This is a genomic window from Pseudomonas sp. PAMC25584 (assembly GCF_058135675.1).
This window is the reverse complement of record NZ_CM176870.1, coordinates 1788989-1815781: the sequence shown is the minus strand read 5'-3', so window position 1 is coordinate 1815781 and position 26793 is coordinate 1788989. Positions and strand designations below refer to the sequence as shown.

Here is a 26793-nt window from a genome sequence, read left to right as displayed (position 1 = left end):
CTCCACGCCCCAGACGGTGTGGGTTAGTTTCAATTAAAAGAAGCACCGCAGGACTATGACTGGTCCCCTGCAGACTTCTTGGTCACCCGGCGATATCGCGAAGGGCGATTTCACTCAAGATGCGTTCCAGCACCTGCTCGATGGACAACTCCGTGGAATCCAGCTGTATGGCATCAGCCGCCGGTTTGAGCGGGGCTACTGCGCGCTGGGTATCACGCTCGTCGCGTGCACGGATCTCATCTAGCAGACTCGACAGACTAACACCATCGACTTTGCCCTTCAACTGCAAGTAGCGGCGACGCGCACGTTCCTCGGCACTGGCGGTCAGGAAAATCTTCAGCGGCGCCTCGGGAAACACCACCGTGCCCATGTCGCGGCCATCGGCCACCAGGCCCGGCGGCTCCTGAAACGCGCGCTGGCGCTGTAGCAGCGCATCACGCACGGCGGGCAGCGCGGCAACCTGGGAGGCCCAGGAACCGACTTGCTCATTACGCAGGTCATCGGTCACATCATCCCCTTCCAGGATGATGCGCTGGGGATGACCTTCTGTCGCACCGACGAACTGCACGTCAAGGTGCGCCGCCAGCAGCTTCAGGGATTCTTCGTTGGTCAGGTCGACGCCGTGGTTGCGGGCAGCAAACGCCAGCAGACGGTACAGCGCGCCGGAATCCAGCAGGCACCAGCCCAGGCGCTTGGCCAGGATGCCGGCGATCGTGCCCTTGCCCGAGCCGCTTGGCCCGTCGATGGTAATCACCGGTGCTTTGATATTCACAATTGAGCCTCTTGGGCAACACGGATGCCGACGTGGGCACACAGTGTAAGAAAGTTCGGAAAAGACGTAGCAACATTGGCGCAGTCACGGATACGAATCGGCGCCGTTGCTCGCAGCGAAGCCACGCTGAACGCCATCGCAATCCGATGATCGCCATGGGCATGGACCTCACCACCGCCCATCAGGCCACCGTCAATGATAATCCCATCAGGGGTGGGTTCACACTTCACGCCCAGCGCCAGCAGACCGTCGGCCATGACCTGGATACGGTCAGACTCCTTGACGCGCAGCTCTTGCGCACCACGTAAGACGGTTCGCCCTTGGGCGCAGGCCGCAGCAACAAACAGCACGGGAAACTCATCAATCGCCAACGGCACCAGCGCTTCGGGGATCTCGATCCCTTTCAGCGCGGCAGCACGTACCCGCAGGTCGGCCACCGGCTCGCCGCCTACTTCGCGCGGGTTTTCCAGGGTGATATCCGCGCCCATCAGCCGCAGGATGTCGATTACCCCGGTGCGCGTCGGATTGATCCCGACATGTTCCAGCAACAGTTCGGAACCTTCGGCAATCGAAGCCGCCACCAGGAAAAACGCCGACGAGGAAATATCCCCCGGCACTTCAATATGGGCGGCAGTCAGCGCATGACCCGACTCGACCGTCGCCGTTGCGCCTACCACCTCCACCGGATACCCAAAACCGCGCAACATGCGCTCGGTATGATCGCGGGTCGGGGCCGGCTCGGTGACAGAGGTCTTGCCCTCGGCATACAGACCCGCCAGCAGCAGGCAGGATTTGACCTGCGCGCTGGCCATCGGCAGCGTATAGGTCAGGCCTTTCAGCTTCTGGCCACCACGAATGGTCAGCGGCGGACGCCCTTGCGGGCCCGTCTCGATCACTGCGCCCATTTCCCGCAGCGGCTCGGCCACGCGATTCATCGGGCGCTTGGACAGCGAAGCATCGCCGGTCAGCACGCTGTCGAAGCGCTGTGCGGCGAGCAAGCCGGACAACAGGCGCATGGACGTGCCGGAGTTGCCCAGATAGATCGGCCCCGGCGCAGGCTTCAAACCGTGCAAGCCGACACCATGAATGATCACGCGCCCGTGGTGCGGCCCCTCGATCACCACGCCCATGTCGCGAAACGCCTGCAAGGTCGCCAGGGCATCTTCGCCCTCAAGGAAACCCTCGACTTCGGTCACGCCCTCAGCCAACGAACCCAGCATGATCGACCGATGGGAGATCGACTTGTCGCCCGGCACCCGAATACGCCCGCTCAAGCGGCCGCCCGGGTTGGCGAGGAAGGTCAGGTCATCGGCGTTCACAGCGGTTTCCATGTAGGCCCGGCGCGCCAGGATCTTGCTGAAATGTTCACGCGCCACCCGCGCACGGGTAAACACGCCCAATAACTGGTGGCCATCCCCGGCATCGACCGCGTCGCGCAAGGCGTCAAGGTCGCTGCGGAAGGTGTCCAGGGTGCGCAACACAGCCTCGCGGTTGGCGAGGAAGATGTCGTGCCACATCACCGGGTCGCTGCCGGCGATCCGCGTGAAATCGCGAAAGCCACCGGCGGCATAGCGGAAAATCTCGAGGTTTTCGTTGCGCTTGGCCAACGAATCCACCAGGCCGAACGCCAGCAGATGGGGCAGATGACTGGTCGCCGCCAGCACTTCATCGTGGCGCTCGACCTGCATATGTTCCACATCCGCGCCCAGCTCGCGCCACAGACGATCGACCAGGGCCAAGGCTGCCGGATCGGTTTGCGCCAGGGGTGTCAGAATCACTTTATGGCGACGGAACAACTGCGCATTAGACGCCTCCACCCCGCTCTGCTCGGAACCGGCAATCGGGTGGCCCGGCACAAAACGCGCGGGCATGCCGCCAAAGGCCTGCTGCGCCGCACGCACCACATTGCCCTTGGCACTGCCGACGTCGGTGAGGATCGCCTGGCCGAGGTCCATGCCGGCCAGCACCGTCAGCAACTTCTCCATGGCCAGGATCGGCACGGCGAGCTGAATCACATCGGCGCCCTGGCACGCGAGCGCCAGGTCGGCTTCACAGCGATCAACGACCCCCAGCTCAACCGCCAGCTTGCGCGATTGCGGGTCCAGGTCCACGCCGACCACTTCGCCACACAACCCGCTCTCACGCAGGCCTTTGGCGAAGGAACCACCGATCAAGCCCAGACCGACCACCACCAGGCGACCGATCATAGGCACAGCAGGTTGCAATGCAGTGACATCAACCACGAGCCAGAACCTTGGCCAGCGCCTCCAGGAAGCGACTGTTCTCAGCCGGCAGACCGACGGTGATGCGCAGGTGGTTCGGCATGCCGTAGTTGGCCACCGGACGCACGATCACACCTTCGCGCAGCAAGCCCTGGAACACCGGGGCCGCCACCTGGCCGAGATCGACGCAGATGAAGTTGCCCTTGGACGGAATCCAGCCCAGGCCCAGATCACCAAAGCCGGCCTGCAACTGCAGCATGCCGCTTTCGTTGATGCGACGCCCTTCTTCCAGGTACTCGGCATCCTGCAACGCCGCACAGGCCGCCGCCAGGGCGAGGCTGTTGACGTTGAACGGTTGGCGCACACGGTTGAGCACATCGGCCACCACCGCCGTCGACAGGCCGTAGCCGACGCGCAGCGATGCCAGGCCATAAGCCTTGGAGAACGTGCGCGAAACCAGCAGGTTCGGGTAGGCCGCGAGGAAATCCAGGCCGTCGGGCATGTCGCTGCCTTCGGCGTACTCGATGTAGGCCTCGTCCAGCACCACCAGCACATGCTCCGGCACATCCTGCAGGAAGTCGTTCAATGCCTGCGCATCAAACCAGGTGCCGGTCGGGTTATTCGGGTTGGCGATAAAGACGACACGGGTCTGCGCATCGATCGCCGCCAGCATGGCCGGCAGGTCGTGGCCCCAGTCCTTGGCAGGAATCACCCGCGCTTCGGCACCGACGGCTTGGGTGACGATCGGGTAGACCGCAAACGCGTGCTCGCTGAACACGGCGTTCAGGCCCGGCGCCAGATAAGCACGGCCGACCAACTCAAGAATGTCGTTGGAGCCATTGCCCAGGGTCACCTGATTCAGCTCGACCCGACACTTTTGCGCCAGCAGGGACTTGAGTGCAAAGCCATTACCATCCGGATAACGGGTCAGCTCGGCCAGCTCTTCACGAATCGCCGCCAGCACCTTGGGGCTTGGGCCCAGCGGGTTCTCGTTACTGGCCAACTTGACGATCTTCGACGGGTCCAGGTTCAACTCACGCGCCAGCTCGTCCACAGGCTTGCCTGGCACGTAAGGCGACAGTTGTTGCACGCCCGGCTGCGCCAGGGCGAGGAAGTTGCCACTCATGTTAACGCCTCACAAAACCGCTTTCGGGTAAGAGCCCAGCACCTTGAGTGCCACGGCTTCCTGACTGATTTTCTCGAGCACGCTTTTGACCAGCGGGTCACGGTGATGGCCGACGAAGTCGATAAAAAACACGTAGGTCCATTTACCGCTGCGCGAAGGACGAGTCTCGATGCGCGTCAGGTCGATCCCGTTGTCGTGGAACGGCACCAGCAGTTCATGCAGCGCGCCGGGCTTGTTGCTCATGGAGACGATGATCGAAGTCTTGTCGTCGCCAGTGGGCGGCACTTCTTGGCTGCCGATCATCAAGAAGCGCGTGGAGTTGTCCGGGCGATCCTCGATTTTCTCGGCCAGGCGCGTCAGGCCATACAGGCCCGCAGCCATATCGCCGGCAATCGCCGCCGAGTTCCACTCACCCTTGACCCGCTTGGCCGCCTCGGCGTTGCTGGACACCGCCACGCGCTCGACATTCGGGTAATGCGCATCCAGCCACTTGCGGCACTGGGCCAGGGACTGGGCGTGGGAGTAGATGCGGCTGATGCTGTCGGTCTTGGTGTTTTCACCCACCAGCAAGTGGTGGTGGATGCGCAGCTCGACTTCGCCGCAGATCACCATGTCGTGCTCAAGGAAGCTGTCCAGGGTGTGGTTGACCGCGCCTTCGGTGGAGTTTTCCACCGGCACCACGCCAAAGTTCACCGCACCGGCCGCCACTTCACGGAACACTTCGTCGATCGCCGCCATCGGCTTGCTGATCACCGCGTGACCGAAGTGCTTCATGGCCGCCGCCTGGGTGAAGGTGCCTTCCGGGCCGAGGTAAGCCACTTTCAGCGGCTGCTCCAGCGCCAGGCAGGAAGACATGATTTCACGAAACAACCGCGCCATCTCTTCGTTGCCCAACGGCCCCTTGTTGCGCTCCATCACGCGCTTGAGCACCTGGGCTTCACGCTCCGGACGGTAGAACACCGGCACTTCGCCTTCCGCCAGGGACGCCATCTTCACCCGCGCCACTTCCTGGGCGCAGCGCGCGCGCTCACTGATCAGCTCCAGGACTTTCTCGTCCAGGCTGTCAATGCGCACGCGCAGGGCCTTGAGTTCTTGCTCAGACATTAGCCGTGTTCCTTTTCGAACGCTGCCATGTAGGCCACCAACGCGTTGATGGCGTTGATATCGACAGCGTTATAGATGGAGGCGCGCATGCCGCCCACCGAACGATGACCCTTGAGGTTCAGCAGGCCACGCGCCTCTGCACCCACCAGGAACGGCTTGTCCAGGCGGTCATCGGCCAGGCGGAACGGTACGTTCATCCACGAGCGGTCGGTCAGGTTGATCGGGTTGCTGTACAGGCCGCTGGCGTCGATGAAGTCGTACAGGGTGCGCTTCTTCACTTCGTTGAGCTTGCCCATGGCAGCAACACCGCCCTGCTCCTTGAGCCACTCGAACACCAGGCCCGAGAGGTACCAGGCAAACGCCGGCGGCGTGTTGTACATCGAGCCGTTATCGGCCGCGACCTTATAGTTGAGCATGGTCGGGCACAGCGAGCGGGCGCGACCCAGCAGGTCTTCCCGGACGATGTTGACCACGACGCCGCTCGGGCCGATGTTCTTCTGCGCGCCGGCGTAGATCATGCCGTAGCGGGACACATCGATCGGCCGCGAGAGAATGTCCGAGGACATGTCGCACACCAGCGGCACATCACCCACTTCAGGCACCCAGTCGAATTCCAGGCCGCCGATGGTTTCGTTGGCCACGTAGTGTACGTAGGCCGCATCCTTCGACAGCTTCCACTCGTTCTGACCTGGAATCGCGAAGTAATCGTAAGGCTTGGCGGTACCGGCGATGTTGACGTTGCCGTAGCGCGCGGCTTCTTCGATGGCTTTCTGCGACCAGATACCGGTGTCGATGTAGTCGGCGGTGCCGTCTTCCGGCAGCAGGTTCAGCGGCAACTGGGCGAACTGCTGGCTCGCGCCGCCCTGCAGGAAGAGCACCTTGTAGTCGGAGGGGATGTCCAGCAAGTCGCGCAGGTCCTGCTCGGCCTTGGTGGCGATGGACACGAACTCATCACTGCGATGGCTCATTTCCATCACAGAGAGGCCTTTTCCATGCCAATCGAGGAGTTCACCCTGCGCGCGCTGCAGGACTGCTTCAGGAAGCGCCGCGGGACCGGCACAGAAGTTATAGGCTCTCTTGCTCACATCCAATCTCACTCTGATCTGGTGGGGTGGTGCAATAAATCGGTTTTTAATACTTTCACAAGGGACAAACAACAAGGGGGCGAATCTTCATCCGCCCCCTGCTTGTCCGCTTATTCCTGCGGTTCTTCTTCGTCTGCGGCAGCGTCGAGGGTCGGTTCGTCGACGTTGTCATCGCCGGTTGCGATCACCTCGCCGTCAAATTCCTCGCCTTCCAGTTCTTCGCCTTCGACTTCCGACGGTTCCTGAACGCGTTCCAAACCTACCAGCGTCTCGTCGCTGGCCAGCTTGATCAGCGTCACGCCCTGGGTGTTACGACCCAGGCTCGACACTTCGGCAACACGGGTACGCACCAGGGTGCCCTGGTCGGAAATCAGCATGATCTCCTCGCCATCGAGCACCTGGACCGCGCCGACCAGACGGCCGTTGCGATCGTTGCTGACCATGGCGATAACACCCTGACCACCACGCTTGTACTCCGGGAACTCGCTGATGGCGGTACGCTTGCCATAACCACGCGCCGAAGCGGTGAGGATCTGGCTGCCTTCTTCCGGGATCAACATGGAAATCAGCTTCTGCCCTTCCGGCAGGCGCATGCCGCGCACACCGCGGGCGGTACGGCCCATGGCTCGCACGTCGGACTCTTTGAAGCGCGTCACTTTGCCGCCATCGGAGAACAGCATGACTTCACGCTCGCCATCGGTGATGGCCGCGGAGATCAGTACGTCGCCTTCATCCAGCTCCAGGGCGATCAGGCCCACGCTGCGTTGACGGCTGAAGGATTCCAGCGGGGTCTTCTTCACGGTGCCCTTGGCGGTGGCCATGAAGATGAAGTGACCTTCGGTGTATTCCTCGACCGGCAGCATGGTGGTGATGTATTCATCACTGTCCAGCGGCAGCAGGTTGACCAACGGACGACCACGGGCGGCGCGGGAGGCTTCCGGGATTTCGTAGGTTTTCAGCCAGTACACCTTGCCCTTGCTGGAGAACAGCAGCAGCGTGGTGTGGCTGTTGGCGACCAGCAGGTGAGCAATGTAGTCCTCATCCTTCACGCCGGTAGCCGATTTACCTTTACCACCACGACGCTGGGCCTGATACGCAGCCAATGGCTGGGTTTTGGCATAGCCACCGTGGGAGATGGTCACGACGCGCTCTTCTTCCGGGATCATGTCACCCAGGGTCAGGTCGAGACGGGCATCAAGGATTTCGGTGCGGCGCACGTCGCCGTATTCGGCACGGATCACTTCCAGTTCTTCGCGGATCACTTCCATCAGGCGCACGGCGCTGTTGAGGATGCGGATCAGCTCGCCGATCTGGTTGAGGATCTCCTGGTACTCGGCCAGCAGCTTCTCGTGCTCCAGACCGGTCAGGCGGTGCAGGCGCAGTTCCAGGATGGCCTGGGCCTGTTCCGGCGACAGGAAATACTTGCCCTCGCGCAGACCGTATTGCGGGTCCAGGGTCTCGGGACGGCAGGAATCGGCGCCGGCACGTTCAACCATCGCCACGACGGCGCTGGATTCCCACGGCATCTTGATCAGCGCTTCCTTGGCTTCCGACGGGGTCGGCGAAGCCTTGATCAGGGCGATGACCGGGTCGATGTTCGACAGCGCAACCGCCTGGCCTTCCAGGATGTGGCCGCGCTCGCGGGCCTTGCGCAGTTCGAACACGGTACGGCGGGTCACGACTTCGCGACGGTGACGGACGAAGGCTTCCAGCAGATCCTTGAGGTTCAGGATGCGCGGGCGACCGTCGATCAGGGCCACGACGTTGATACCAAACACGCTTTGCAGCTGGGTCTGGGCGTAGAGGTTGTTGAGGATCACCTCAGGCACTTCGCCACGACGCAGCTCGATCACGACGCGCATACCGTCCTTGTCGGACTCGTCGCGCAGCTCGGTGATGCCTTCGAGCTTCTTCTCCTTGACCAGCTCGGCGATCTTCTCGATCAGACGCGCCTTGTTCAACTGGTAAGGCAGCTCGGTGATGACGATCTGCTGACGGCCACCGACCTTGTCGATGTCTTCGATCATCGAGCGGGCGCGCATGTAAATGCGGCCACGACCGGTGCGGTAGGCTTCGATGATGCCGGCGCGACCGTTGATGATCGCGGCGGTCGGGAAGTCCGGACCGGGGATGTATTGCATCAGCTCATCGATGGTCAACTCAGGGTTGTCGATGAGGGCCAGGCAACCGTCGATGACTTCACCGAGGTTGTGCGGCGGGATGTTGGTGGCCATGCCCACGGCGATACCGCTGGAGCCGTTGACCAGCAGGTTGGGAATCCGGGTCGGCATGACCGCCGGGATCATTTCGGTGCCGTCGTAGTTCGGCACCCAGTCCACGGTTTCTTTGTGCAGGTCGGCCAGCAGTTCGTGCGCCAGCTTGGTCATGCGCACTTCGGTGTATCGCATGGCCGCGGCGTTGTCGCCGTCGACAGAACCGAAGTTGCCCTGGCCGTCTACCAGCAGGTAGCGCAGGGAAAACGGCTGGGCCATCCGAACGATGGTGTCGTACACCGCAGTGTCGCCGTGAGGGTGATACTTACCGATCACGTCACCGACAACACGGGCAGATTTCTTGTACGGCTTGTTCCAGTCGTTACCCAGCTCGCTCATCGCGAACAGCACACGCCGGTGCACGGGCTTCAAGCCATCGCGCGCATCAGGCAGTGCCCGACCGACAATTACGCTCATCGCGTAGTCGAGGTAGGACTGTTTCAGCTCGTCTTCGATATTGACCGGGAGGATTTCTTTGGCCAGTTCGCCCATGAGAAGCCTGATTCCTTTTTCGGGTGAAACCTCGTCACATCCATATGGGACGAACGAAGCTCGCCGCTGCCGGCATGGTGCCTGGCAACGACTTACGACAAATCAACGAGTTATGACACGGATCTGCACGTTAAGGGCAGCCCCTCGGGGCGGCCCTGGAAACCGCCGGATGTTATCACAATCGCCGCCACGCACCTATCCCCCTGACGGGCATGGAGCGTAGTAAGTTGACGGATGACAGGCTTGAGGACGACGAGAGGGCCTCAGAGCTAGGGTGGTGCTGTTTTTGCGGTGCAGATCCGAAGGATTTATGGCCTTTTAACGCCAATCGGCAGCAAGCCCCCTCCCACACTCCAATTGTGAACACCGTCAAAATGTGGAAGGGGCATGCCCCCGATAGCAATCTGGCAGGCACCAACGTCCTCAATGCAGCCGCTTACGGCACATCAACTGGGCGATTTTGGCGGTGTCCGGCCGTTCGACAATGCCCTTTTCAGTCACGATCACATCGATCAAGTCGGCCGGGGTCACGTCAAATACCGGGTTGAAGGCATTCACATCGGCGGCGAAGCGCTGGCCGGCGACTTCCAGCAACTCGCCCGCATCGCGCTCTTCCAGGGCCACGTCGTCGCCCGCAGCCATCATCAGGTCCAGGGTCGAACTCGGCGCCACCACCATGAAACGCACGCCATGGTGCATGGCGCACACCGCCAATTGATAGGTGCCGATCTTGCCGATCACATCACCATTGGCCGCAATGCAGTCGGCGCCGACGATCAGCCAGGTCACGCCCTTGGTCTTGAGGATATGCGCGCCCGCCGAGTCGGCGTTGACCGTGACAGGGATGCCCTCGCCCGACAGTTCCCAGGCGGTCAGCCGCGAACCTTGCAGCCAGGGCCGGGTTTCGTTGGCGTAGACCTGCTCGACCAATCCCTCCAGAAAGGCAGCACGAATCACCCCGAGGGCCGTACCGAACCCTCCCGTCGCCAGGGCGCCGGCGTTGCCGTGGGTCAGGATCGCCTGAGCGTTGCCCTGGTGCTTGCGAATCCGCTCGACGCCCAACTGGGCCATTACGAGGTTGGCTTCGCGGTCGCTTTCATGGATCGCAATCGCTTCGGCTTCCAGCATAGCCAGCGGATTGGCGTGTTTCTTGAGGCGGTCCAGGCGGTCGCGCATGCGTTTGAGGGCCCAGAACAGGTTCGCAGCGGTCGGGCGAGTATCGGCCAGAAGTGCGTAGTCTTCTTCCCATGCGGCCTGCCAATCGCCGCCTTCGGCGATCCGTTCGCGGGCGGCGAGTACCAGGCCGTAGGCTGCACTGATGCCGATGGCCGAGGCGCCGCGCACGACCATCGAACGAATCGCCGTGGCCACCTCGTCGACCGTGGTGCAGATCACCCAGCTTTCCCGGGACGGCAAAACACGCTGGTCGAGCAGGTGCAGTGCGCCATCGCGCCAATCGATGGCCTTCACTTTCTCCGCAGCCAACAGTCGATCGCGCATCCCTCACCCCGCACTCATGAACAAAAGCCGCCGATTATAGCGATCCGCCAGCCAGGACGCTCGGGTATACTTCGCCCTTCTTTTATAGCTGCCCGGGAAGAAGCCTGCGATGACCTCCACTGCCGCCCCGCTCGACTTATTGCTACTGCCGACGTGGCTGGTACCTGTCGAACCCGCCGGCGTGGTGCTCAAGGAGCATGGCCTGGGCATCCGCGATGGGCGCATTGCCTTTATCGGCCCACGGGCCGCGGCGTTGAAACTTTCCGCCGGCGAAGTGCGCGAGCTGCCGGGCATGCTGCTCAGCCCCGGCCTGATCAACGCCCATGGCCACGCGGCGATGAGCCTGTTTCGCGGAATGGCCGATGACCTGCCGCTGATGACCTGGCTGGAAAAGCACATCTGGCCCGCGGAGGCCAAGTGGGTCGATGAAGCCTTCGTGCGCGACGGCACCGACCTGGCCATCGCCGAACAGCTCAAGGGTGGCATTACCTGCTTCTCGGACATGTACTTCTACCCCAAGATTGCCAGTGACTGCGTCCACAACAGCGGGATGCGCGCGCAGATCGCCATTCCGATCCTCGACTTCCCGATTCCCGGCGCCAGCACCGCCGATGAGGCGATTCGCCAGGGCATCGAGCTGTTCGGCGACCTCAAGCATCACCCGCGCATCAAGATCACCTTCGGCCCCCACGCGCCCTACACCGTGAGCGATGCCAACCTGGAAAAGATCCGGGTGATCGCCGAGGAGCTGGACGCCGCGATCCATATGCATGTGCACGAAACCGCGCTTGAGGTACAACAGGCTGTCGAGCGGACCGGCGAACGCCCGTTGGCGCGCCTCGGTCGCCTCGGCCTGCTGGGCCCACGCTTCCAGGCCGTTCACATGACCCAAATCAGCGAGGACGACCTGGCTTTGCTGGTAGAAAGCAACACCAGCGTCATCCATTGCCCGGAATCGAACCTGAAACTGGCCAGCGGCTTCTGCCCGGTGGAGCGTCTGTGGCAGGCTGGCGTCAATGTGGCCATCGGCACCGACGGCGCCGCCAGCAATAATGACCTCGACCTGCTGGGCGAAACCCGCACCGCGGCGATGCTGGCCAAGGCCGTCGCCGGCTCGGCTACCGCCCTGGATGCCCACCGCGCCTTGCGCATGGCGACGCTCAACGGTGCCCGTGCCATGGGCCAGGAGAGCGAGATTGGCTCGCTGGAGGTCGGCAAAGCGGCCGATATCGTCGCCTTTGATCTTTCAGGGTTGGCGCAACAACCGATCTACGATCCGGTCTCACAGCTTATATATGCCACCGGACGCGATTGCGTGAAACACCTTTGGGTCGCCGGCAAGCAGTTGCTCGACAACCGGCAATTGACCCGCATGGATGAACAACAGTTGACCGCCACGGCCATTGCCTGGGGCCAGCGCATCAGCGGGCACCGCGAATAACGCCGGTCCTGAACCCGTGTTCAGGGCCGACAAACCGATTTATCAGATTTAGAGGAACCACCATGAGCAACGTCGACCACGCCGAAATCGCCAAATTCGAAGCCCTGGCCCACCGCTGGTGGGACCGCGAAAGCGAGTTCAAACCCCTGCACGACATCAACCCGCTGCGGGTCAACTGGATTGACGAGCGCATCAACCTGGCCGGCAAGAAGGTGCTGGACGTCGGTTGCGGCGGCGGCATCCTCAGCGAAGCCATGGCTCAGCGCGGCGCTACCGTGATGGGCATCGACATGGGCGAAGCGCCGTTGGCCGTGGCCCAGTTGCATCAGCTGGAATCCGGGGTGAGTGTCGAATACCGCCAGATCACCGCCGAAGCCCTGGCCGAGGAGATGCCCGAGCAGTTCGACGTGATCACCTGCCTGGAAATGCTCGAACACGTGCCGGACCCGTCTTCGGTGATCCGCGCCTGCTTCCGCATGGTCAAGCCCGGCGGCCAGGTGTTCTTCTCCACCATCAACCGCAACCCCAAGGCCTACCTGTTCGCGATCATCGGCGCCGAATACATCATGAAGCTGCTGCCGCGCGGCACCCACGACTTCAAGAAATTCATTCGCCCGTCCGAGCTGGGTGCCTGGAGCCGTCAGGCCGGGCTGACCGTCAAGGACATCATCGGCCTGACCTACAACCCGCTGACCAAGCACTACAAACTGGCCAGCGACGTCGACGTCAACTACATGATCCAGACCCTGCGCGAGGAGTAAGCCTGTGAAGTTGCGAGCGGTTCTCTTCGACATGGACGGTACCCTGCTGGACACCGCGCCGGACTTTATCGCCATCTGCCAGGCCATGCGCGCCGACCGCAACCTGGCACCGATCAACGACCAGCATATCCGCGATGAAATCTCCGGCGGCGCACGGGCGATGGTCGCCGTGACGTTCTCGATGGACCCCGAATCCCCAGGTTTTGAAGAACTGCGCCTGGAGTTCCTCGAGCGCTATCTCAAGGGCTGCGCGATCCACAGCGTGCTGTTCGACGGCATGGCCGAGCTGCTGGAAGACATCGAAAAGTCCAAGCTGATCTGGGGCGTGGTCACCAACAAACCGCTGCGTTTTGCCGAGCCGATCATGCAGCAGTTGGGCCTGGCCGAGCGCTCGGCACTGCTGATCTGCCCGGACCATGTGACACACAGCAAGCCGCACCCGGAGCCGCTGATCCTGGCGTGCCAGATGCTCAACCTGGACCCGGCCAGCGTGCTGTTTGTCGGCGATGACCTGCGCGACATCGAGTCCGGCCGCGACGCCGGCACCCGCACGGCGGCGGTCACCTATGGCTACATCCACCCGGACGACAACCCGCGTCACTGGGGCGCGGATGTGGTGGTGGACCACCCGCTGGAATTGCGCAAGGTGCTGGATAACGCGCTGTGCAGTTGCTGATGGTCTACCGGTCTTGCTGACCTATGAAGATCCAATGTGGGAGGGGGCTTGCTCCCGATTGCAGTGTGTCATTCAACACATTCATTGACTGAACCACCGCAATCGGGAGCAAGCCCCCTCCCACAGGGGATCTTCAGTGTTTTCCAGCTCCGTGTTGGTCACCTACTGAATTTTGTCGAGGCTATTTATGTTTGATTACTCTGCACGTCCCGAACTGCTAAAAGGCCGCGTCATCCTGGTGACCGGTGCCGGTCGCGGGATTGGCGCGGCGGCGGCGAAAACCTATGCCGCCCATGGCGCGACCGTGCTGTTGCTGGGCAAGACCGAAGCCAACCTGGCCCAGGTGTACGACGAGATCGAAGCCGCCGGCCACCCGCAACCCGTGGTGATCCCGTTCAACCTGGAGACGGCCCTGCCCCATCAGTACGATGAGCTGGCGGCGATGATCGAAAAGGAGTTCGGCCACCTCGACGGCCTGCTGCACAACGCCTCGATCATCGGCCCACGCACGCCGATCGAGCAGTTGTCCGGTGAGAACTTCATGCGGGTGATGCACATCAACGTCAACGCGATGTTCATGCTGACCAGCACGCTGTTGCCGCTGCTCAAGCTGTCCCAGGACGCCTCGGTGGTATTCACCTCCAGCAGCGTCGGGCGCAAGGGCCGGGCGTATTGGGGGGCCTATGGCGTGTCGAAATTCGCCACCGAAGGCCTGATGCAAACCCTGGCTGACGAGCTCGACACCGTTGCGCCGGTAAGGGCCAACAGCATCAACCCCGGCGCCACGCGCACCAGCATGCGGGCCCAGGCCTATCCGGGGGAAAACCCGGCCGACAACCCGGCGCCGGAAGACATCATGCCGGTGTACTTGTACCTGATGGGGCCGGACAGTACCGGGATCAACGGACAGGCGTTCGACGCGCAGTAACCGCTGACACAACCGGAATAAAATGTGGGAGGGGGCTTGCCCCCGATGGCAGGGCGTCAGTCACTGTATCTGTGACTGACCCACCGCTATCGGGGGCAAGCCCCCTCCCACATTTATTTAGCAGTGTTCTTTAGTTTTTCACCACGTCCTCGAGGGTGAAACGGCCCAGCGGGTTTTGCAGGAAGTTGCTCACATTCTTGCGTGAGATGTTGATGTACGGGCTGTAGTACAGGTCGATCCAGTTCACATCCTGTTTCGCCAGTTTCTGCAGTTCGACATACATCTGCTCACGCTTGGCCGGGTCGGCCTCGATACGCGCCGCCGTCACCAACGCCTTGACCTTGTCGTTCTTGTAGCGGGTCATGTAGTTCTGGTTGGTGTCGTGGCCCAGTACGAAGGTGGTCTTCTGGTCCGGGTCGAGGATGTCGTTGGTCCAGTACATCACCGAAATATCGTACTCACCGTCCACCAGCATCTGCCAGCTTTGGGTCGGGTCGACTTTCTGCAGGTTGGCCGTCACGCCGACCTTGGCCAACTGGTCCTTGATGATCACCGCAATCTGCTCGTCGGCTTCGTTGCCAGCGTTGACCACGTAGTTCAGCTTCAAGTCCTTGGCACCGGCATCGGCCAGCAGTTTCTTCGCGGCGGTTGGGTCATACGGGCGTTGCAGGTTGTTGGCGTAGTGGTACAGCGAGCCTTTGGGGATGTAGGAATAGGCCACGGTGCCTTGACCGTAAGTGGCCGTCTTCACCAGCGATTGTTTATCGATGGCCATGTCCAGCGCCTGGCGAACTTCCGGTTTGGCCAGCAGGCCGTGCTCATGGTTGATCAACAGGTGATCTTCACGGGTGGACGGGTCGGAATGGATCACCACGTTTTTGTCTTTTTTCAGCTCTTCAACCCGCGAGAACGGCACGAAGATCGCCGTGTCCAGTTCGTTGTTCTGCACCATGCGCATGCGCGTGTTGTCGTCGGTCACCGAGACCCACTCCACGCCATCCAGGCTGACGTTCTTGGCCTGCCAGAAGTTCGGGTTTTTCTTCAGGATCACCCGATCGCCCTTGCGCCATTCGTCCACGGTGAACGCACCGGAGGTCACCGGGTTTTGCGCGTAGGCGTCTTCGCCCATTTTGGTCATGGCCTTTTCCGACAGGATCGACACCGTCGGCGACGCCAGTTGCGAGAGGAAGGCCACCGCCGGGGTCTTCAGCGTCACCACCAGGGTCTGCGGGTCGGCGGCCTTGGCCGTGTCGATCAGGCTGAATGGGTCGCTCCACAGCGAGGCCTTGTTGTCGCGGATGCGCAACAGGCTGAACGCCGCATCCTCTGCCGTGATCGGCGTGCCATCCGAGAACTTCGCCGCACGCAGCTTGAAGGTGTAGGTCAGGCCGTCCTTGGAAATCTCCCAGTTTTCTGCCAGCCCCGGCTCCATCTTGGTGCCCAGGTTATCCACGCGTACCAGGGTGTCGTAGACGTTGGCGAATACCCAGGTGTCGCGGTTTTGCGCGCTTTTGATCGGGTCGAACGTGGTGCTGTCTTCACGGCAACCGATGGTGAGGACACCGGCGGCCTGGGCAAGACCGGCGGTCAGCGACCAGGCGGTCAATGTCGCGGCGGCGAGCAACTTCAAGTGGTGTGATTGCATGTCATAACTCCTTGTTTATAACGGCGGTTGTTCAAGAATGGCAGGGGTGGGCTGAAGCAAAGGTTCTTCAAGCACGCAACTGTACCGATGCTCGTGCAGGAAACGAGTAGGCGGCAATACCACGGAACACAGGGTTTGGGCATACCGGCAACGCGGGTGAAACGCACAGCCTGTAGGCAAGTTCAGCGGGCTCGGTGGCTCGCCGGGTAACAGTTCTGTGGGCAACGGCCGATGCGGATCGATCTCGGGAATCGCCTGGATCAGCGCCGCCGTATACGGATGACGCGGTGAGGTGAAGACCGCTTCCACCGGCCCCTCCTCGACGATCTTGCCCAGGTACATCACCGCTACCCGGTCACACAGGCGGCGCACGATGGCCAGGTCATGGGCGATAAACAGGATCGCCAGGTTCATGCGCTGTTGCAGTTCCAGCAACAGGTTGATGATCTGGCCCTGGATCGATACATCCAGGGCCGCCACGCACTCATCGGCAATGATCAAGCGCGGTTCCACCGCCAGCGCCCGGGCGATGCCGACCCGCTGGCACTGGCCGCCGCTGAGGGAGCCGGGCTTACGAGCGGCCAATTCAGGGCGCAGGCCGACCAGCTCGAGTAACTCGTCGACACGCCGCGCGATCTGCTGCGGCGCGACTTTGCGCTGTACCCGTAACACTTCGGCAAGGGTTTCGCCGACCGTGTGGCGTGGGTTGAGCGCGGCATACGGGTCCTGGAAGATCATCGCGGTTTCATGGCGCAGGCGGGCGATGTCGATGGCGCTGCCGTGTGCCATGTCGATGCCGTCGAACAGCACCTGCCCGGCGCTGATCGGGTTGAGGTGCAAAATCGCCCGGCCAAGGCTGCTTTTGCCGCTGCCGGATTCGCCCACCAGGCCCAGGGTCTCGCCCGCCGCGAGGTTCAGCGACACACCGTTGACCGCCCTCACCCACTGCTTGTTCAGGCCGAACATGCCGCTGCCGGACGCGGCAAACCGCACCTCCAAGTCCTTGATCTGCAACAGGCTCATGGGCGACCTCCCAACGGATAGTGACAGGCCACCCGCGCACCTTCCGGCAACACTTCGGCACACCCGCTGCCGACCTGCGGACAACGCGGGTGGAAGCGGCATCCGGCGGGCAACGCATCCAGCAATGGCGGCTGACCCGCGATGGTGCGCAGCAAGGCGTGGCCGCTGCTGTGGGCCGGCTGGCAGTCGATCAGGCCCGCGGTATACGGGTGCCGGGGATGGGCGAGCAGCTCGTATTTACTGCCGTGCTCGCACAGGCGCCCGGCGTACATCACCGCGATGGCGTCGCAGGTTTGCGCCACCACGCCGAGGTCGTGGGTGATCATGATGATCGACAGACCGCGCTGGTCGCGCAGGTCGAGCAACAGCCGCAGGATTTGCGCTTGCACGGTCACATCGAGGGCCGTGGTGGGTTCGTCGGCAATCAGCACTCTCGGGTTGCAGCCCAATGCCACGGCGATCATGGCGCGCTGGCGCATGCCGCCGGAAAACTCATGGGGGTAGTTGTCGACCCGTGCCTGGGGATCGGGAATGCCCACTTGGCGCAATACCTCGATGGCTTGCCGGCGCGCGTCTTTTTTCGACGCCTCTTGATGCAGGCGAATGCCCTCGGCGATCTGCTCGCCGATGCGCATCAGCGGGTCGAGGTGACTGCTGGGGTTCTGGAAAATCATGCCCAATTGCCCGCCGCGTATTGCGCGCATGCCCGCGTCGTCCAGTTGCAGCAAGTCCTGGCCGGCCAGACGCACCGCCCCGCCCTGCACGCGCAGGTTGGGCGACGGCAACAGACGTATCAGCCCGCGACAGGCCATGGTCTTGCCCGAACCGCTTTCGCCCACCAGGCCGAGGATTTCGCCTTCGGCCAAGTCGAAGGAGACGCGGTCGACCAGGGTCACCTCGCGCCCGGCATTGTTGGCAATTACGCTCAGATCGCGCACTTGAAGCAGGCTCATGCGCGCGCTCCCAGCACTTGCGCCACGCCATCGGCCAGCAGGCTGAAGCCCATGGCCAAAGTCACGATGGCCAGGCCCGGGAAGGTGCAGATCCACCAGGCAGTGGTGATAAAGGCTTGCCCTTCGGCGACCATCGTCCCCCACTCGGCGGTCGGCGGTTGCACGCCCAGGCCCAGGTAACTCACGGCCGCGCCATTGAGCAGCACCAGCACCGCGTCAGACATGGAAAACACAATCGAGCCAAACATCGCATTCGGCAGCAAATGCCGGAACAGAATGCGCCCGTGACCAAAGCCGAGGCTTTTCGCCGCCAGGGCGAAGTCACTTTCCTTGAGCACCAGGATCTGCGAACGGATCAACCGCGCATACGACACCCAGCCCACCAGTGCCATGGCGATATAGAAACTCTTCAAGCCCGGACCGAGGATGGCCATGATTGCCAGCATCAACACCAGGAACGGGAACGCCAGGATCACGTCGATGATGCGCATGCAGACGCTGTCGAAACGCCCGCCGATATAGCCGGAGACCGCGCCGATAAAGGTGCCGATCATGAGCGGGAAGATCACCCCGACAATCGCCAATTGCAGATCGATGCGTGCGCCCCAGATCACCCGCGAGAGAATGTCGCGACCGTAGTTATCCGTACCGAAGGGATGGCCCAGACTCGGCCCGAGCAAGCTCATATCGGTGTTCTGCGCAATCGGGTCGAACGGCGCGATCCACGGCGCAAATAGCGCCAGGCCTAGCCACGTCAACAGAATCAGTAAGCCCCACGCGGCGGTCAGCCGACCGTCGCGAAAGCCAAAGCGCAGGCGCAAGCGCCATGGGGCAATCAGCGGACGGCTGCTCATTGCATCTTCACCCGCGGGTCGAGGGCGACGGTCACTACATCCGCCACGAAGTTGACCAGCACCGTCGCACAGGCCAGCACCATGGCCACGCCCTGCACCACCATGTAGTCGCGGGTAAAGATGCCGCGCACCAGCAACTGGCCGATGCCGGGAATGGCGAACAGGCTTTCGATGACCACCGTGCCGCTGATCAGCCAACCGATATTCACCGCCAGCAGGTTGACCGCCGGCACCAGGGAATTGGGCAGTACATGCCGGCGAAACACCGCCGCTTCCGACAACCCGCGCGCCCGGGCGGCGGTGACATAGTCCGCCTGCAACTCCATCAACATGCTCGCCCGCAGGTTGCGCACCAGCACCGCCGACAGGGCTAGGGCAATGGTCAGGCACGGCAGGACCATATGGTGCGCCTTGTCCAGCCAGGTGCGACCGTAGCCGGACACCGGAAACAGACCCCATTGCACACTGAACAGCAGGATCAGCATCAACCCCAGCCAAAATGCCGGCATGCCCAGGCCGACGGTGGTGAACACGCGGATCAGGTTGTCCGCCCAGCCGCCTTTGCGACGCGCCGCGACGGTGGCCAGCGGCACTGCAATCAGCAGCGCCAGCAGCACACTGCCGAGCACCAGCACCAGAGTCGGCTCGATACGGGTGACGATCAGCTTCAACGCATCGACCTTGTACAGCAGCGACTGGCCGAGGTCGCCCTTGAGTAGGTTTTTCAGGAAGTAAAAATATTGCAGCCACAGGGGCTGGTCGAGTCCGAACTGTGCGCGGATCTTCAGTAACGCATCCGGCGTGCTGCGCGAGCCGAGCAGCGCGCGCGCCGGGTCACCGGGAATCGAGCGCACCAGCACGAAGGTGATCAGGCTGATGCCAAACAGCACCGGCAGCAATTGCAGCGGCCGGGACAGCACGAAACGGTAGCGCGCCAGGTTCATCCGTCAGCCTCGGTGACGCGCGAGGAAGTCCAGCAGTACCGGAAAGTACGCCTGGGGTTCTTCATAAAAGGGCATATGACTGCTGTTGGGGAACACATGCAGCTCGGCGTGCCGGGCGGCCTGCTTCATGCGCAGGGCGCAGGCCGGGGTGAGTTCGTCGTGCTGGCCTGTGGTGATGAGCATCGGCATGTTGAAGTCGGCCATCTCGGCGATGCGGTTCCAGTCCTTGAGGTTGCCGATATACAGAAATTCGTTGGGGCCCTGCATGGTTTCGTAGGGGCCCATGTTCCAGTCGTCGAGGGAGCGCCGGAGCGGCGCCGGCCATTCGTCCAGGCGGCACACGTGGCGGTAGGTGAGCAAGGTGATCGCGGCCTGGTACTGCGGGTGATCCAGCGTGCCCATCGCTTCATGGCGCTGCATCATCGCCACGGTTTCGCTGCCGAGGGCGCCGCGCAGGCGTTCAAGCTCCCGGGAAAGGTGCGGAATGTCGCCGACGGTGTTTTCCAGGATCAGGCTTTTCAGCGCATCGGGGTAACGGATGGCGTATTCGATGCCCAGCCAGCCGCCCCAGGAATGCCCGAGCAGATGCACACGGCCCAGGCCCAGGGTTTGGCGCACGGTTTCGACTTCTTCGACATAACGGCCGATTTCCCACAGGGAAACATCGGTCGGTCTGGCTGAAGCACCGGTGCCAAGCTGGTCGAATGCAACCACTCGCAGGTCATGCTCTTTGAGCCAGCCATGGGCGTCGCGCAAGTAGTCACACGGCAGCCCCGGCCCGCCGTTGAGGCACAACAGCACCTCATCGCCTGCGCCAAAGCTGTAGACCATGAGGTCATGGCCATCGACTTGCACGGTGTACTGCTGGTCGGGGGCAATTTCACGCCACATCCATACATTCCTTGTGTTGTATCAGCCTGGCGGGGTGCGGCCGCTTATGAGGCCAACACTACCGAGGATGCCGTGCATCCATAACCTAGTATTTCTTATAGGTTTGGCCTGGCAGTCCTTCGCCGGGGCGTGGCATTCTACTTGCAGGAAGTCGAGATTCAAATGAATTCGGGAGCAGAACGGATGCTGGCCAAGCTAACTGCCTTCAATCACCGTCTCATGCCGGGCAGGAGCCTGGATGAGCAGATGGACAATACGTTTATCCTCGCCCAACAGCTGGGTTTCGATGCGCTGGTGTATGACTATTCGCCGGTGCCCATCGACCTCAACGGTGCGCTGATCACACCTTCGGTGCTGCAACTGCGCAACACCCCTTCCGATTGGCACGCCTTATGGTGCAGCGAAGGGTTTTACCAGATCGATCCGGTGCAGCACCTGGCCTTGAGCACGGTGTCGCCGTTTGTCTGGTCCTACGAGGCCAAGGCGCAAACCGCGCTGCAGAAGATCATCGACCCGTGCCACGCCCCCGTCTCGTCTTACCTGCATGATCAGCAACTGACCTGCGGCGTCAGCGTGCCGATTCACCTGCCCCGGGGCGGCTTCGCATCGTTGACCGGCTTGCGCACCGGCAAGGCGCACACGGTGCTGGAGGATGCGCAGCAAACCTTGTCGGATTTCAACCTGATTTCCCATGCATTGCAGGAAGCGGCCTACCCGCTGTTCAGCAATGAACTACGCACCTACCCGCATATCCGTCTGACCAAACGTGAGCGCGAGTGCCTGAAATGGGCCGCCGACGGCCTGACCGCCGCCGAAATCGCCACGCAACTGAGCCGCTCACTGGCGGTAGTCACCCTGCATCTCGCCTCGGCGATGCACAAACTGGGGGCAAAAAATCGCGTACAGGCCGTGGTGCGCGCCACCCATTACCGCTTGCTGGAGGGTTGACCCCTCGGCAAAACCTAGCTGTTTTGCTAGTTACCTAAACGTTCCGTGCCGATTATCGTGTCCTGATCCTTTTTTTTCAAAGCAGGGTACGAAATGGAATTCATCGAGAAAGTCCGCGAAGGGTATGCGCCCTTCGGCCCCTATCAGACCTGGTACCGCATCACCGGCGACCTGACCTCCGGCCGTACACCGCTGGTGATCATCCACGGCGGTCCCGGCTGCACCCATGATTATGTCGACGCCTTCAAGGACGTTGCCGCCAGTGGCCATGCCGTCATTCACTACGACCAACTGGGCAACGGCCGCTCCACCCATTTGCCCGACAAAGACCCGTCCTTCTGGACTGTCAGCCTGTTCCTCGACGAACTGAACAACCTGCTGGACCACCTGCACATCAGCCAGAACTACGCAATTCTCGGGCAATCCTGGGGCGGCATGCTCGGCAGCGAACATGCGATTCTGCAACCCAAGGGCCTGCGTGCGTTTATCCCGGCCAACTCGCCCACCTGCATGCGCACCTGGGTCAGCGAAGCCAACCGCCTGCGTAAGCTGCTGCCCGAAGGCGTGGATGAAACCCTGCTCAAGCATGAAGCCGCCGGCACCTACCAAGACCCAGAGTATCTCGCCGCCTCGCGAATGTTCTACGACCAGCACGTCTGCCGGGTCAACCCATGGCCGGACGAGGTCGCGCGCACCTTCGCCCAGGTCGATGCAGACCCGACCGTGTACCACGCCATGAGCGGCCCGACCGAGTTTCATGTGATCGGCAGCTTAAAGGACTGGAACGTGATTGGCCGTTTGTCGGCAATCAAGGTACCGACCCTGGTGATCTCCGGCCGGCATGACGAAGCCACACCGTTGGTGGTCAAGCCGTTTCTGGATGAAATCGCGGATGTGCGCTGGGCGCTGTTTGAAGACTCCAGCCACATGCCCCATGTGGAAGAGCGCCAGGCGTGCATGGGGACCGTGGTGAAGTTTCTGGACGAGGCGTGTTCTGTGCCGCACAAAGCCCTTAAGGCTGGCTGAGGTCCACTGTGGGAGCGAGTTTGCTCGCTCCCACCCATTCAGGCCTCGCTGGTCTCGGCCTTCGGCGCTTTTTTCAACACCTCGGCCAGCAGCGGAATCTCCTTCCCCTCGGCATCAAACAGCTTGCCACCCCTGAAGTAATCGCCTTCGCGCAAGACTGCCACGTCCTGGAAACACAGGCTGCGCTCAGTCCCCGCCACAAACACCGACTGCTGGTCCGAGTTGCCGGCAGTGAAGTGGTTGAACGCCAGGTTCAGCAGAATCGCCATGATCGCCGACGAACTGATGCCCGAATGAAAAATGGTCGCGAACCAGCCGGGAAAGTGATCATAGAAATTCGGCGCGGCAATGGGGATCATGCCGAAGCCGATCGAGGTGGCAACGATGATCAGGTTCATGTTGTTGCGGTAATCCACCTTGGACAAGGTGCGAATGCCACTCGCCGCCACGGTGCCGAACAATACAATCCCGGCACCGCCCAATACCGAGGTCGGCACTGCCGCAATCACCCGCCCCATAAACGGCAGCAGGCCGAGGATGACCAGGAACACCCCGCCCGTCGCGACCACAAACCGACTTTTCACCCCAGTAACCGCGACCAGGCCTACGTTCTGGGCGAACGCGCTCTGGGTAAACGAACCAAAAATCGGCGCAAACACGCTCGACAGCATGTCGGCACGCAAGCCGTTACCCAGGCGTTTGGAGTCGACTTTGGTGTCGATGATCTCGCCCACGGCCAGGATGTCCGCCGAGGTCTCCACCAGCGTCACCATCACCACAATGCACATGGAAATGATCGCCGCCACATGGAAGGTCGGCACGCCGAAATGAAAGGGCGCAGGGAAGCCGAACATCGGCCCCTGGCTCACGCCGGAAAAGTCCGCCATGCCGAGGAACACCGCAATCACGGTGCCGATCACCATCGCCAACAGGATTGATAACCGCGAGATCGCCGCGCTGCCGATTTTGCTCAGCAACAACACCAGCACCAGCGTCAGCGCGGCCAGGCCAACATTCGCCATGCTGCCGAAATCCGCCGCGCGGCTGTTGCCGCCCATGGCCCAGCGCGCGGCCACCGGCATCAGGGTCAGGCCGATGGTCGTGATCACAATGCCGGTCACCAACGGCGGGAAAAACCGGGTGATCCGCGAGAACACCGGCGTGATCAGTAGCCCGATAAACGACGCAGCCATCACCGCGCCGAGAATCGCCGGCACCCCACCGGCGCCATCACTGCCGACAATCGCCACCATCGTCGCCACCCCGGAAAACGACACCCCCTGCACCAGCGGCAACTGACAGCCAAAGAACGGCAGGCCAAGGGTTTGCAACAGCGTGGCCAGGCCGCCGGCAAACAGCGACGCGGCGATCAACAGGCCAATATCCGCCGGCGACAACCCGGCCGCCTGGCCAACAATCAACGGCACGGCAACGATGCCGCCATACATAGTGAGCACATGCTGCAGGCCGTAAGCCATGTTGGCGGCGACGCCGAGATTCTCATCTTCGGGCCGTTGCGGTGACGCCTTCGGGATAGTCATGGTGAGCGGGTCTCTGTTTTTGTTGTGGGGCCACTGTATGCAATACCGAGACTATATGTCCATAGAGTTGTATACAATCAACCGAACAAGATCCCATCCCACGGCGTTACAAAAACCGCAATCGCACGTCGACGACCACGCTGAATCTGGACGTGACGTTCCAGGGCATATCGCTCAAGACGCTGAAGAAAGCGCAAACACATGTGGGCGTTGGCTTGCCTGCGATGCAGACAACGCGGCGCATCAGGTTCACCGAGCCGCTGCCAGCGCAGGCAAGCCAGTGCCCACATGCTGGAATGCATAGTCAACTCAAGCGTTTTCCAGCTGCGAATGATCGGTTTTCGGCCGCGCCAGCCAATAGCCCAGCACCGCCAGCGGTGCGGTCGCCAGCATCACCATCACGGTGATCAGCAGCGGCTGCTCGAGCATTGACGACACCAACAGGCTGCTGAGAAAACACAGGCCCAGTTGCAGGGTATTTTGCAGCGCCGCCGCCTTGCCGGAGTTTTCCGCAAACGGCATCAGCGCATTCGCCACCACGATGGGGTAACTGGCACCGTTGACCAGGGCCATCAGGCAGAACGGAATCAGCAAGGTGGTCAGGGTCGGCACGCTCAAGGTGGCGACCAGGTACAACGCAAACATGCTGATGCAGTAGGCCACCAGCAGCCAGGGCAACAACGTCTTGCCCTGAAAACGCTGCAAAGCGCTGCGGCAACTGTAGCCACCGATCAGGAACGCGAGGGTCGGCAGCACATAACTCAGGCCAATGTCATTCGGGCTGTAGCCCATGTCGCCAAGGATGAACGGCGAGGCGGTCAACCAGGCGAAAAAACTGGCGGAGCAGGCGGCAAAGATCATGACGTTGCCGGTGAACACGCGGGAGCTGAGCAACTGCCCATAACCGAGGCGCGTAGGTTCGCCCTCCTCCGCCAGCCGTTTCGGCGCAGAACGCAGGAATAGAGTCGGCAGCAGCAACAGCAGCGACACGCCCAGCAACACCGCGAAAATCGCCTGCCAACCAAAATGATTCAACACCATGGCCCCCAGCAACGGCGCCAGGGCTGGCGACAACGACATCAGCGGCATGATGCTGGCAAACACGCGGTGAGCCTTGTCGGCCGGGTAGCGGTCAATCACCAGCGCCTGCCAGCTCACAGCGGCGGAACACACGCCAATCGCCTGGATAAAGCGCAGTGCCAGCAACTGCGCTGCGGTCTCGACCCAGAACATGCCGATGCAACCCAGCACGAACAGGCTCAGGCCCGTAAGCAGGATCGGTTTGCGGCCCAGTCGGTCAGACAGCGGCCCCCACAACAACTGCCCCACGGCAAAGCCGGCGAGGAAAATACTCAAGCTGGCGCCCACTGCGCCCGCGCCGATGTGTAATTGCTCGCCCATGGCGCCGAACGCCGGCAAGTACATGTCCATGGCGAGATAACCGAGCATGCTCAGCCCCGCCAGGTACCAGGTGAAACCAAAAGAATTTTTCATTGAAGCCTTGTAGATCTTGCCATCAAACAATTTGCTGACTACTACCCATTATGAAGCTGACAGTTTCGCTGTGAAGCGATAATAATTGGACACTTCTATCAATTAATTTGAAGGCAGCCGCCATGTGGTCCGAATATTCCCTGGATGTGGTCGATGCCGTCGCGCGCCATGGCAGCTTCAGCGCCGCCGCCCAGGAATTGCACCGGGTGCCGTCAGCCATCAGCTACACGGTGCGTCAGTTGGAAGAATGGCTGGCCGTGCCCCTATTTGTGCGGCGCCATCGTGACGTAGAGCTCACCCCCGCCGGCCGTCTATTTATAGACGAAGCCCGTAGCGTGATGAAAACCATGCTCGGCACACGGCGCCTGTGCCAGCAAGTGGCCAATGGCTGGAGCGGCCAGTTGAAGGTCGCAGTGGACTCCATCGTCAAGCCGCAGCGCTGCCGGCAGTTGGTGCTGGATTTCTATCGGCAGTTCCCAGACGTGGAATTGCTGCTGGAGTACGAGGTGTACAACGGCGTGTGGGATGCCCTCGCCGATGAGCGCACCGACATCGTGATCGGCGCCACCAGCGCGGTGCCGGTGGCGAGTCACTTCACGTTTCGCGATATGGGCCTGTTGAACTGGTTGTGTGTGGTCAGCGCGAAACACCCGCTGGCGGCGCTGGACGGTTTGCTCAGTGACGATCAACTGCGCCCGTTCGCGTCCCTGTGCATGACCGACACGTCGCGCAACCTGCCCAAGCGCGATACCTGGACCCTGGACAACCAGCGCCGTCTGGTAGTGCCGAACTGGGCCTCGGCCATTGACTGCCTGCGCGACGGTCTGTGCGTCGGCATGGCGCCGGCGCATCAGGTGTTGCCGTGGATCGAACGTGGAGAGTTGGTCGCGCTGCAACTGCGCCGGCCGTTCCCGGCCAGCCCGTCGTGCGTGGCGTGGGCGCAGAACAAACTGTCACCGGCGATGAGTTGGTTGCTGGAATACCTGGGGGATAGCGAGACGATGAACCAAGAGTGGTTGAATGGGAGTGACCTCTGAAGATCAGCGGAATCCCTTGTGGAAGGGGGCTTGCTCCCGATCGCTGTGTCAGTCGGC

22 protein-coding genes are annotated in these 26793 nt (G+C 61.9%); 7 read left to right on the top strand and 15 right to left on the bottom strand.

Features of this window, described 5'->3' with window-relative positions:
* Window positions 1-82 precede the first annotated feature (82 nt).
* The 7 genes from cmk to mtnA form a co-directional block, all read right to left on the bottom strand.
* Window positions 83-772 (bottom strand): (d)CMP kinase, encoded by a 690-nt coding sequence (gene cmk, locus ACS5Q8_RS08400; RefSeq protein WP_177031808.1) that lies wholly within the window; start codon window positions 770-772, stop codon window positions 83-85.
* Window positions 769-2979 carry a bifunctional prephenate dehydrogenase/3-phosphoshikimate 1-carboxyvinyltransferase gene (locus ACS5Q8_RS08395; RefSeq protein WP_426099459.1) on the bottom strand — a complete coding sequence of 737 codons (2211 nt, stop codon included), beginning with the start codon at window positions 2977-2979 and terminating at the stop codon, window positions 769-771. Before ACS5Q8_RS08395 ends, cmk begins: the two co-directional genes overlap by 4 nt.
* 28 nt (window positions 2980-3007) lie before the next feature.
* Complete coding sequence (hisC, locus tag ACS5Q8_RS08390) at window positions 3008-4120, bottom strand: histidinol-phosphate transaminase (protein ID WP_276197128.1); 1113 nt, start codon at window positions 4118-4120, stop codon at window positions 3008-3010.
* 9 nt (window positions 4121-4129) lie between these two features.
* A complete protein-coding gene (pheA, locus tag ACS5Q8_RS08385) occupies window positions 4130-5224 on the bottom strand; it encodes a prephenate dehydratase (protein ID WP_247403410.1) in 1095 nt (364 codons plus the stop codon).
* Window positions 5224-6309 (bottom strand): 3-phosphoserine/phosphohydroxythreonine transaminase, encoded by a 1086-nt coding sequence (gene serC, locus ACS5Q8_RS08380; protein ID WP_426099462.1) that lies wholly within the window; start codon window positions 6307-6309, stop codon window positions 5224-5226. Before serC ends, pheA begins: the two co-directional genes overlap by 1 nt.
* 110 nt (window positions 6310-6419) lie before the next feature.
* Window positions 6420-9074 carry a DNA gyrase subunit A gene (gene gyrA, locus ACS5Q8_RS08375; protein ID WP_247403407.1) on the bottom strand — a complete coding sequence of 885 codons (2655 nt, stop codon included), beginning with the start codon at window positions 9072-9074 and terminating at the stop codon, window positions 6420-6422.
* 423 nt (window positions 9075-9497) lie between these two features.
* Entirely contained in the window at window positions 9498-10574 is a 1077-nt protein-coding gene (gene mtnA / locus ACS5Q8_RS08370; protein ID WP_465160047.1) for an S-methyl-5-thioribose-1-phosphate isomerase, read from the bottom strand.
* A gap of 109 nt (window positions 10575-10683) precedes the next feature.
* Between mtnA and ACS5Q8_RS08365 the strand changes: the two genes are divergently transcribed.
* From ACS5Q8_RS08365 to ACS5Q8_RS08350, 4 genes are all read left to right on the top strand, one after another.
* A complete protein-coding gene (locus ACS5Q8_RS08365) occupies window positions 10684-12015 on the top strand; it encodes a TRZ/ATZ family hydrolase (protein ID WP_426099465.1) in 1332 nt (443 codons plus the stop codon).
* Between the two features lie 62 nt (window positions 12016-12077).
* Window positions 12078-12776: a bifunctional 2-polyprenyl-6-hydroxyphenol methylase/3-demethylubiquinol 3-O-methyltransferase UbiG gene (ubiG, locus tag ACS5Q8_RS08360; RefSeq protein WP_276197123.1), complete on the top strand. Its 699-nt coding sequence runs from the start codon at window positions 12078-12080 to the stop codon at window positions 12774-12776.
* Window positions 12777-12780: 4 nt separating this feature from the next.
* Window positions 12781-13452 carry an N-acetylmuramic acid 6-phosphate phosphatase MupP gene (mupP, locus tag ACS5Q8_RS08355; RefSeq protein WP_276197122.1) on the top strand — a complete coding sequence of 224 codons (672 nt, stop codon included), beginning with the start codon at window positions 12781-12783 and terminating at the stop codon, window positions 13450-13452.
* A 187-nt stretch (window positions 13453-13639) separates the two neighbouring features.
* Window positions 13640-14380: a YciK family oxidoreductase gene (locus tag ACS5Q8_RS08350; protein ID WP_128192170.1), complete on the top strand. Its 741-nt coding sequence runs from the start codon at window positions 13640-13642 to the stop codon at window positions 14378-14380.
* A gap of 130 nt (window positions 14381-14510) precedes the next feature.
* Here the strand turns inward: ACS5Q8_RS08350 and ACS5Q8_RS08345 are convergent, their stop codons facing one another.
* Genes ACS5Q8_RS08345 through ACS5Q8_RS08320 form a run of 6 tightly spaced genes read right to left on the bottom strand, consistent with a single transcriptional unit; the run spans window position 14511 to window position 20690 of the window.
* Window positions 14511-16025, bottom strand: coding sequence for an ABC transporter substrate-binding protein (locus tag ACS5Q8_RS08345; RefSeq protein ID WP_276197121.1), 1515 nt, complete (start codon window positions 16023-16025; stop codon window positions 14511-14513).
* A 15-nt stretch (window positions 16026-16040) separates the two neighbouring features.
* Entirely contained in the window at window positions 16041-17048 is a 1008-nt protein-coding gene (locus ACS5Q8_RS08340) for an ABC transporter ATP-binding protein (RefSeq protein WP_426099466.1), read from the bottom strand.
* Window positions 17045-18001, bottom strand: coding sequence for an ABC transporter ATP-binding protein (locus ACS5Q8_RS08335; RefSeq protein WP_426099467.1), 957 nt, complete (start codon window positions 17999-18001; stop codon window positions 17045-17047). Before ACS5Q8_RS08335 ends, ACS5Q8_RS08340 begins: the two co-directional genes overlap by 4 nt.
* Window positions 17998-18855, bottom strand: coding sequence for an ABC transporter permease (locus tag ACS5Q8_RS08330; RefSeq protein ID WP_276197118.1), 858 nt, complete (start codon window positions 18853-18855; stop codon window positions 17998-18000). The genes ACS5Q8_RS08335 and ACS5Q8_RS08330 overlap by 4 nt, the downstream gene beginning before the upstream one ends.
* Complete coding sequence (locus ACS5Q8_RS08325) at window positions 18852-19799, bottom strand: ABC transporter permease (RefSeq protein WP_443700358.1); 948 nt, start codon at window positions 19797-19799, stop codon at window positions 18852-18854. Before ACS5Q8_RS08325 ends, ACS5Q8_RS08330 begins: the two co-directional genes overlap by 4 nt.
* A 3-nt stretch (window positions 19800-19802) precedes the next feature.
* Window positions 19803-20690, bottom strand: coding sequence for a proline iminopeptidase-family hydrolase (locus tag ACS5Q8_RS08320; RefSeq protein WP_276197116.1), 888 nt, complete (start codon window positions 20688-20690; stop codon window positions 19803-19805).
* Between the two features lie 183 nt (window positions 20691-20873).
* On the opposite strand from ACS5Q8_RS08320, the gene ACS5Q8_RS08315 reads away from it, so the two are divergent.
* A complete protein-coding gene (locus tag ACS5Q8_RS08315) occupies window positions 20874-21638 on the top strand; it encodes a LuxR family transcriptional regulator (protein WP_276197115.1) in 765 nt (254 codons plus the stop codon).
* Window positions 21639-21731: 93 nt separating this feature from the next.
* The gene (locus tag ACS5Q8_RS08310; protein ID WP_276197114.1) at window positions 21732-22664 is read left to right on the top strand and encodes a proline iminopeptidase-family hydrolase; all 933 of its coding nucleotides are present in this window, start codon (window positions 21732-21734) and stop codon (window positions 22662-22664) included.
* A gap of 38 nt (window positions 22665-22702) precedes the next feature.
* Here the strand turns inward: ACS5Q8_RS08310 and ACS5Q8_RS08305 are convergent, their stop codons facing one another.
* Complete coding sequence (locus tag ACS5Q8_RS08305; protein ID WP_465160046.1) at window positions 22703-24205, bottom strand: nucleobase:cation symporter-2 family protein; 1503 nt, start codon at window positions 24203-24205, stop codon at window positions 22703-22705.
* Between the two features lie 309 nt (window positions 24206-24514).
* On the bottom strand, window positions 24515-25699 hold the full coding sequence (gene punC, locus ACS5Q8_RS08300; protein WP_465160045.1) for a purine nucleoside transporter PunC: 1185 nt from the start codon (window positions 25697-25699) through the stop codon (window positions 24515-24517).
* Window positions 25700-25821: 122 nt separating this feature from the next.
* Between punC and punR the strand changes: the two genes are divergently transcribed.
* Window positions 25822-26736 carry a DNA-binding transcriptional activator PunR gene (punR, locus tag ACS5Q8_RS08295; protein WP_247395832.1) on the top strand — a complete coding sequence of 305 codons (915 nt, stop codon included), beginning with the start codon at window positions 25822-25824 and terminating at the stop codon, window positions 26734-26736.
* Window positions 26737-26793: the final 57 nt, after the last annotated feature.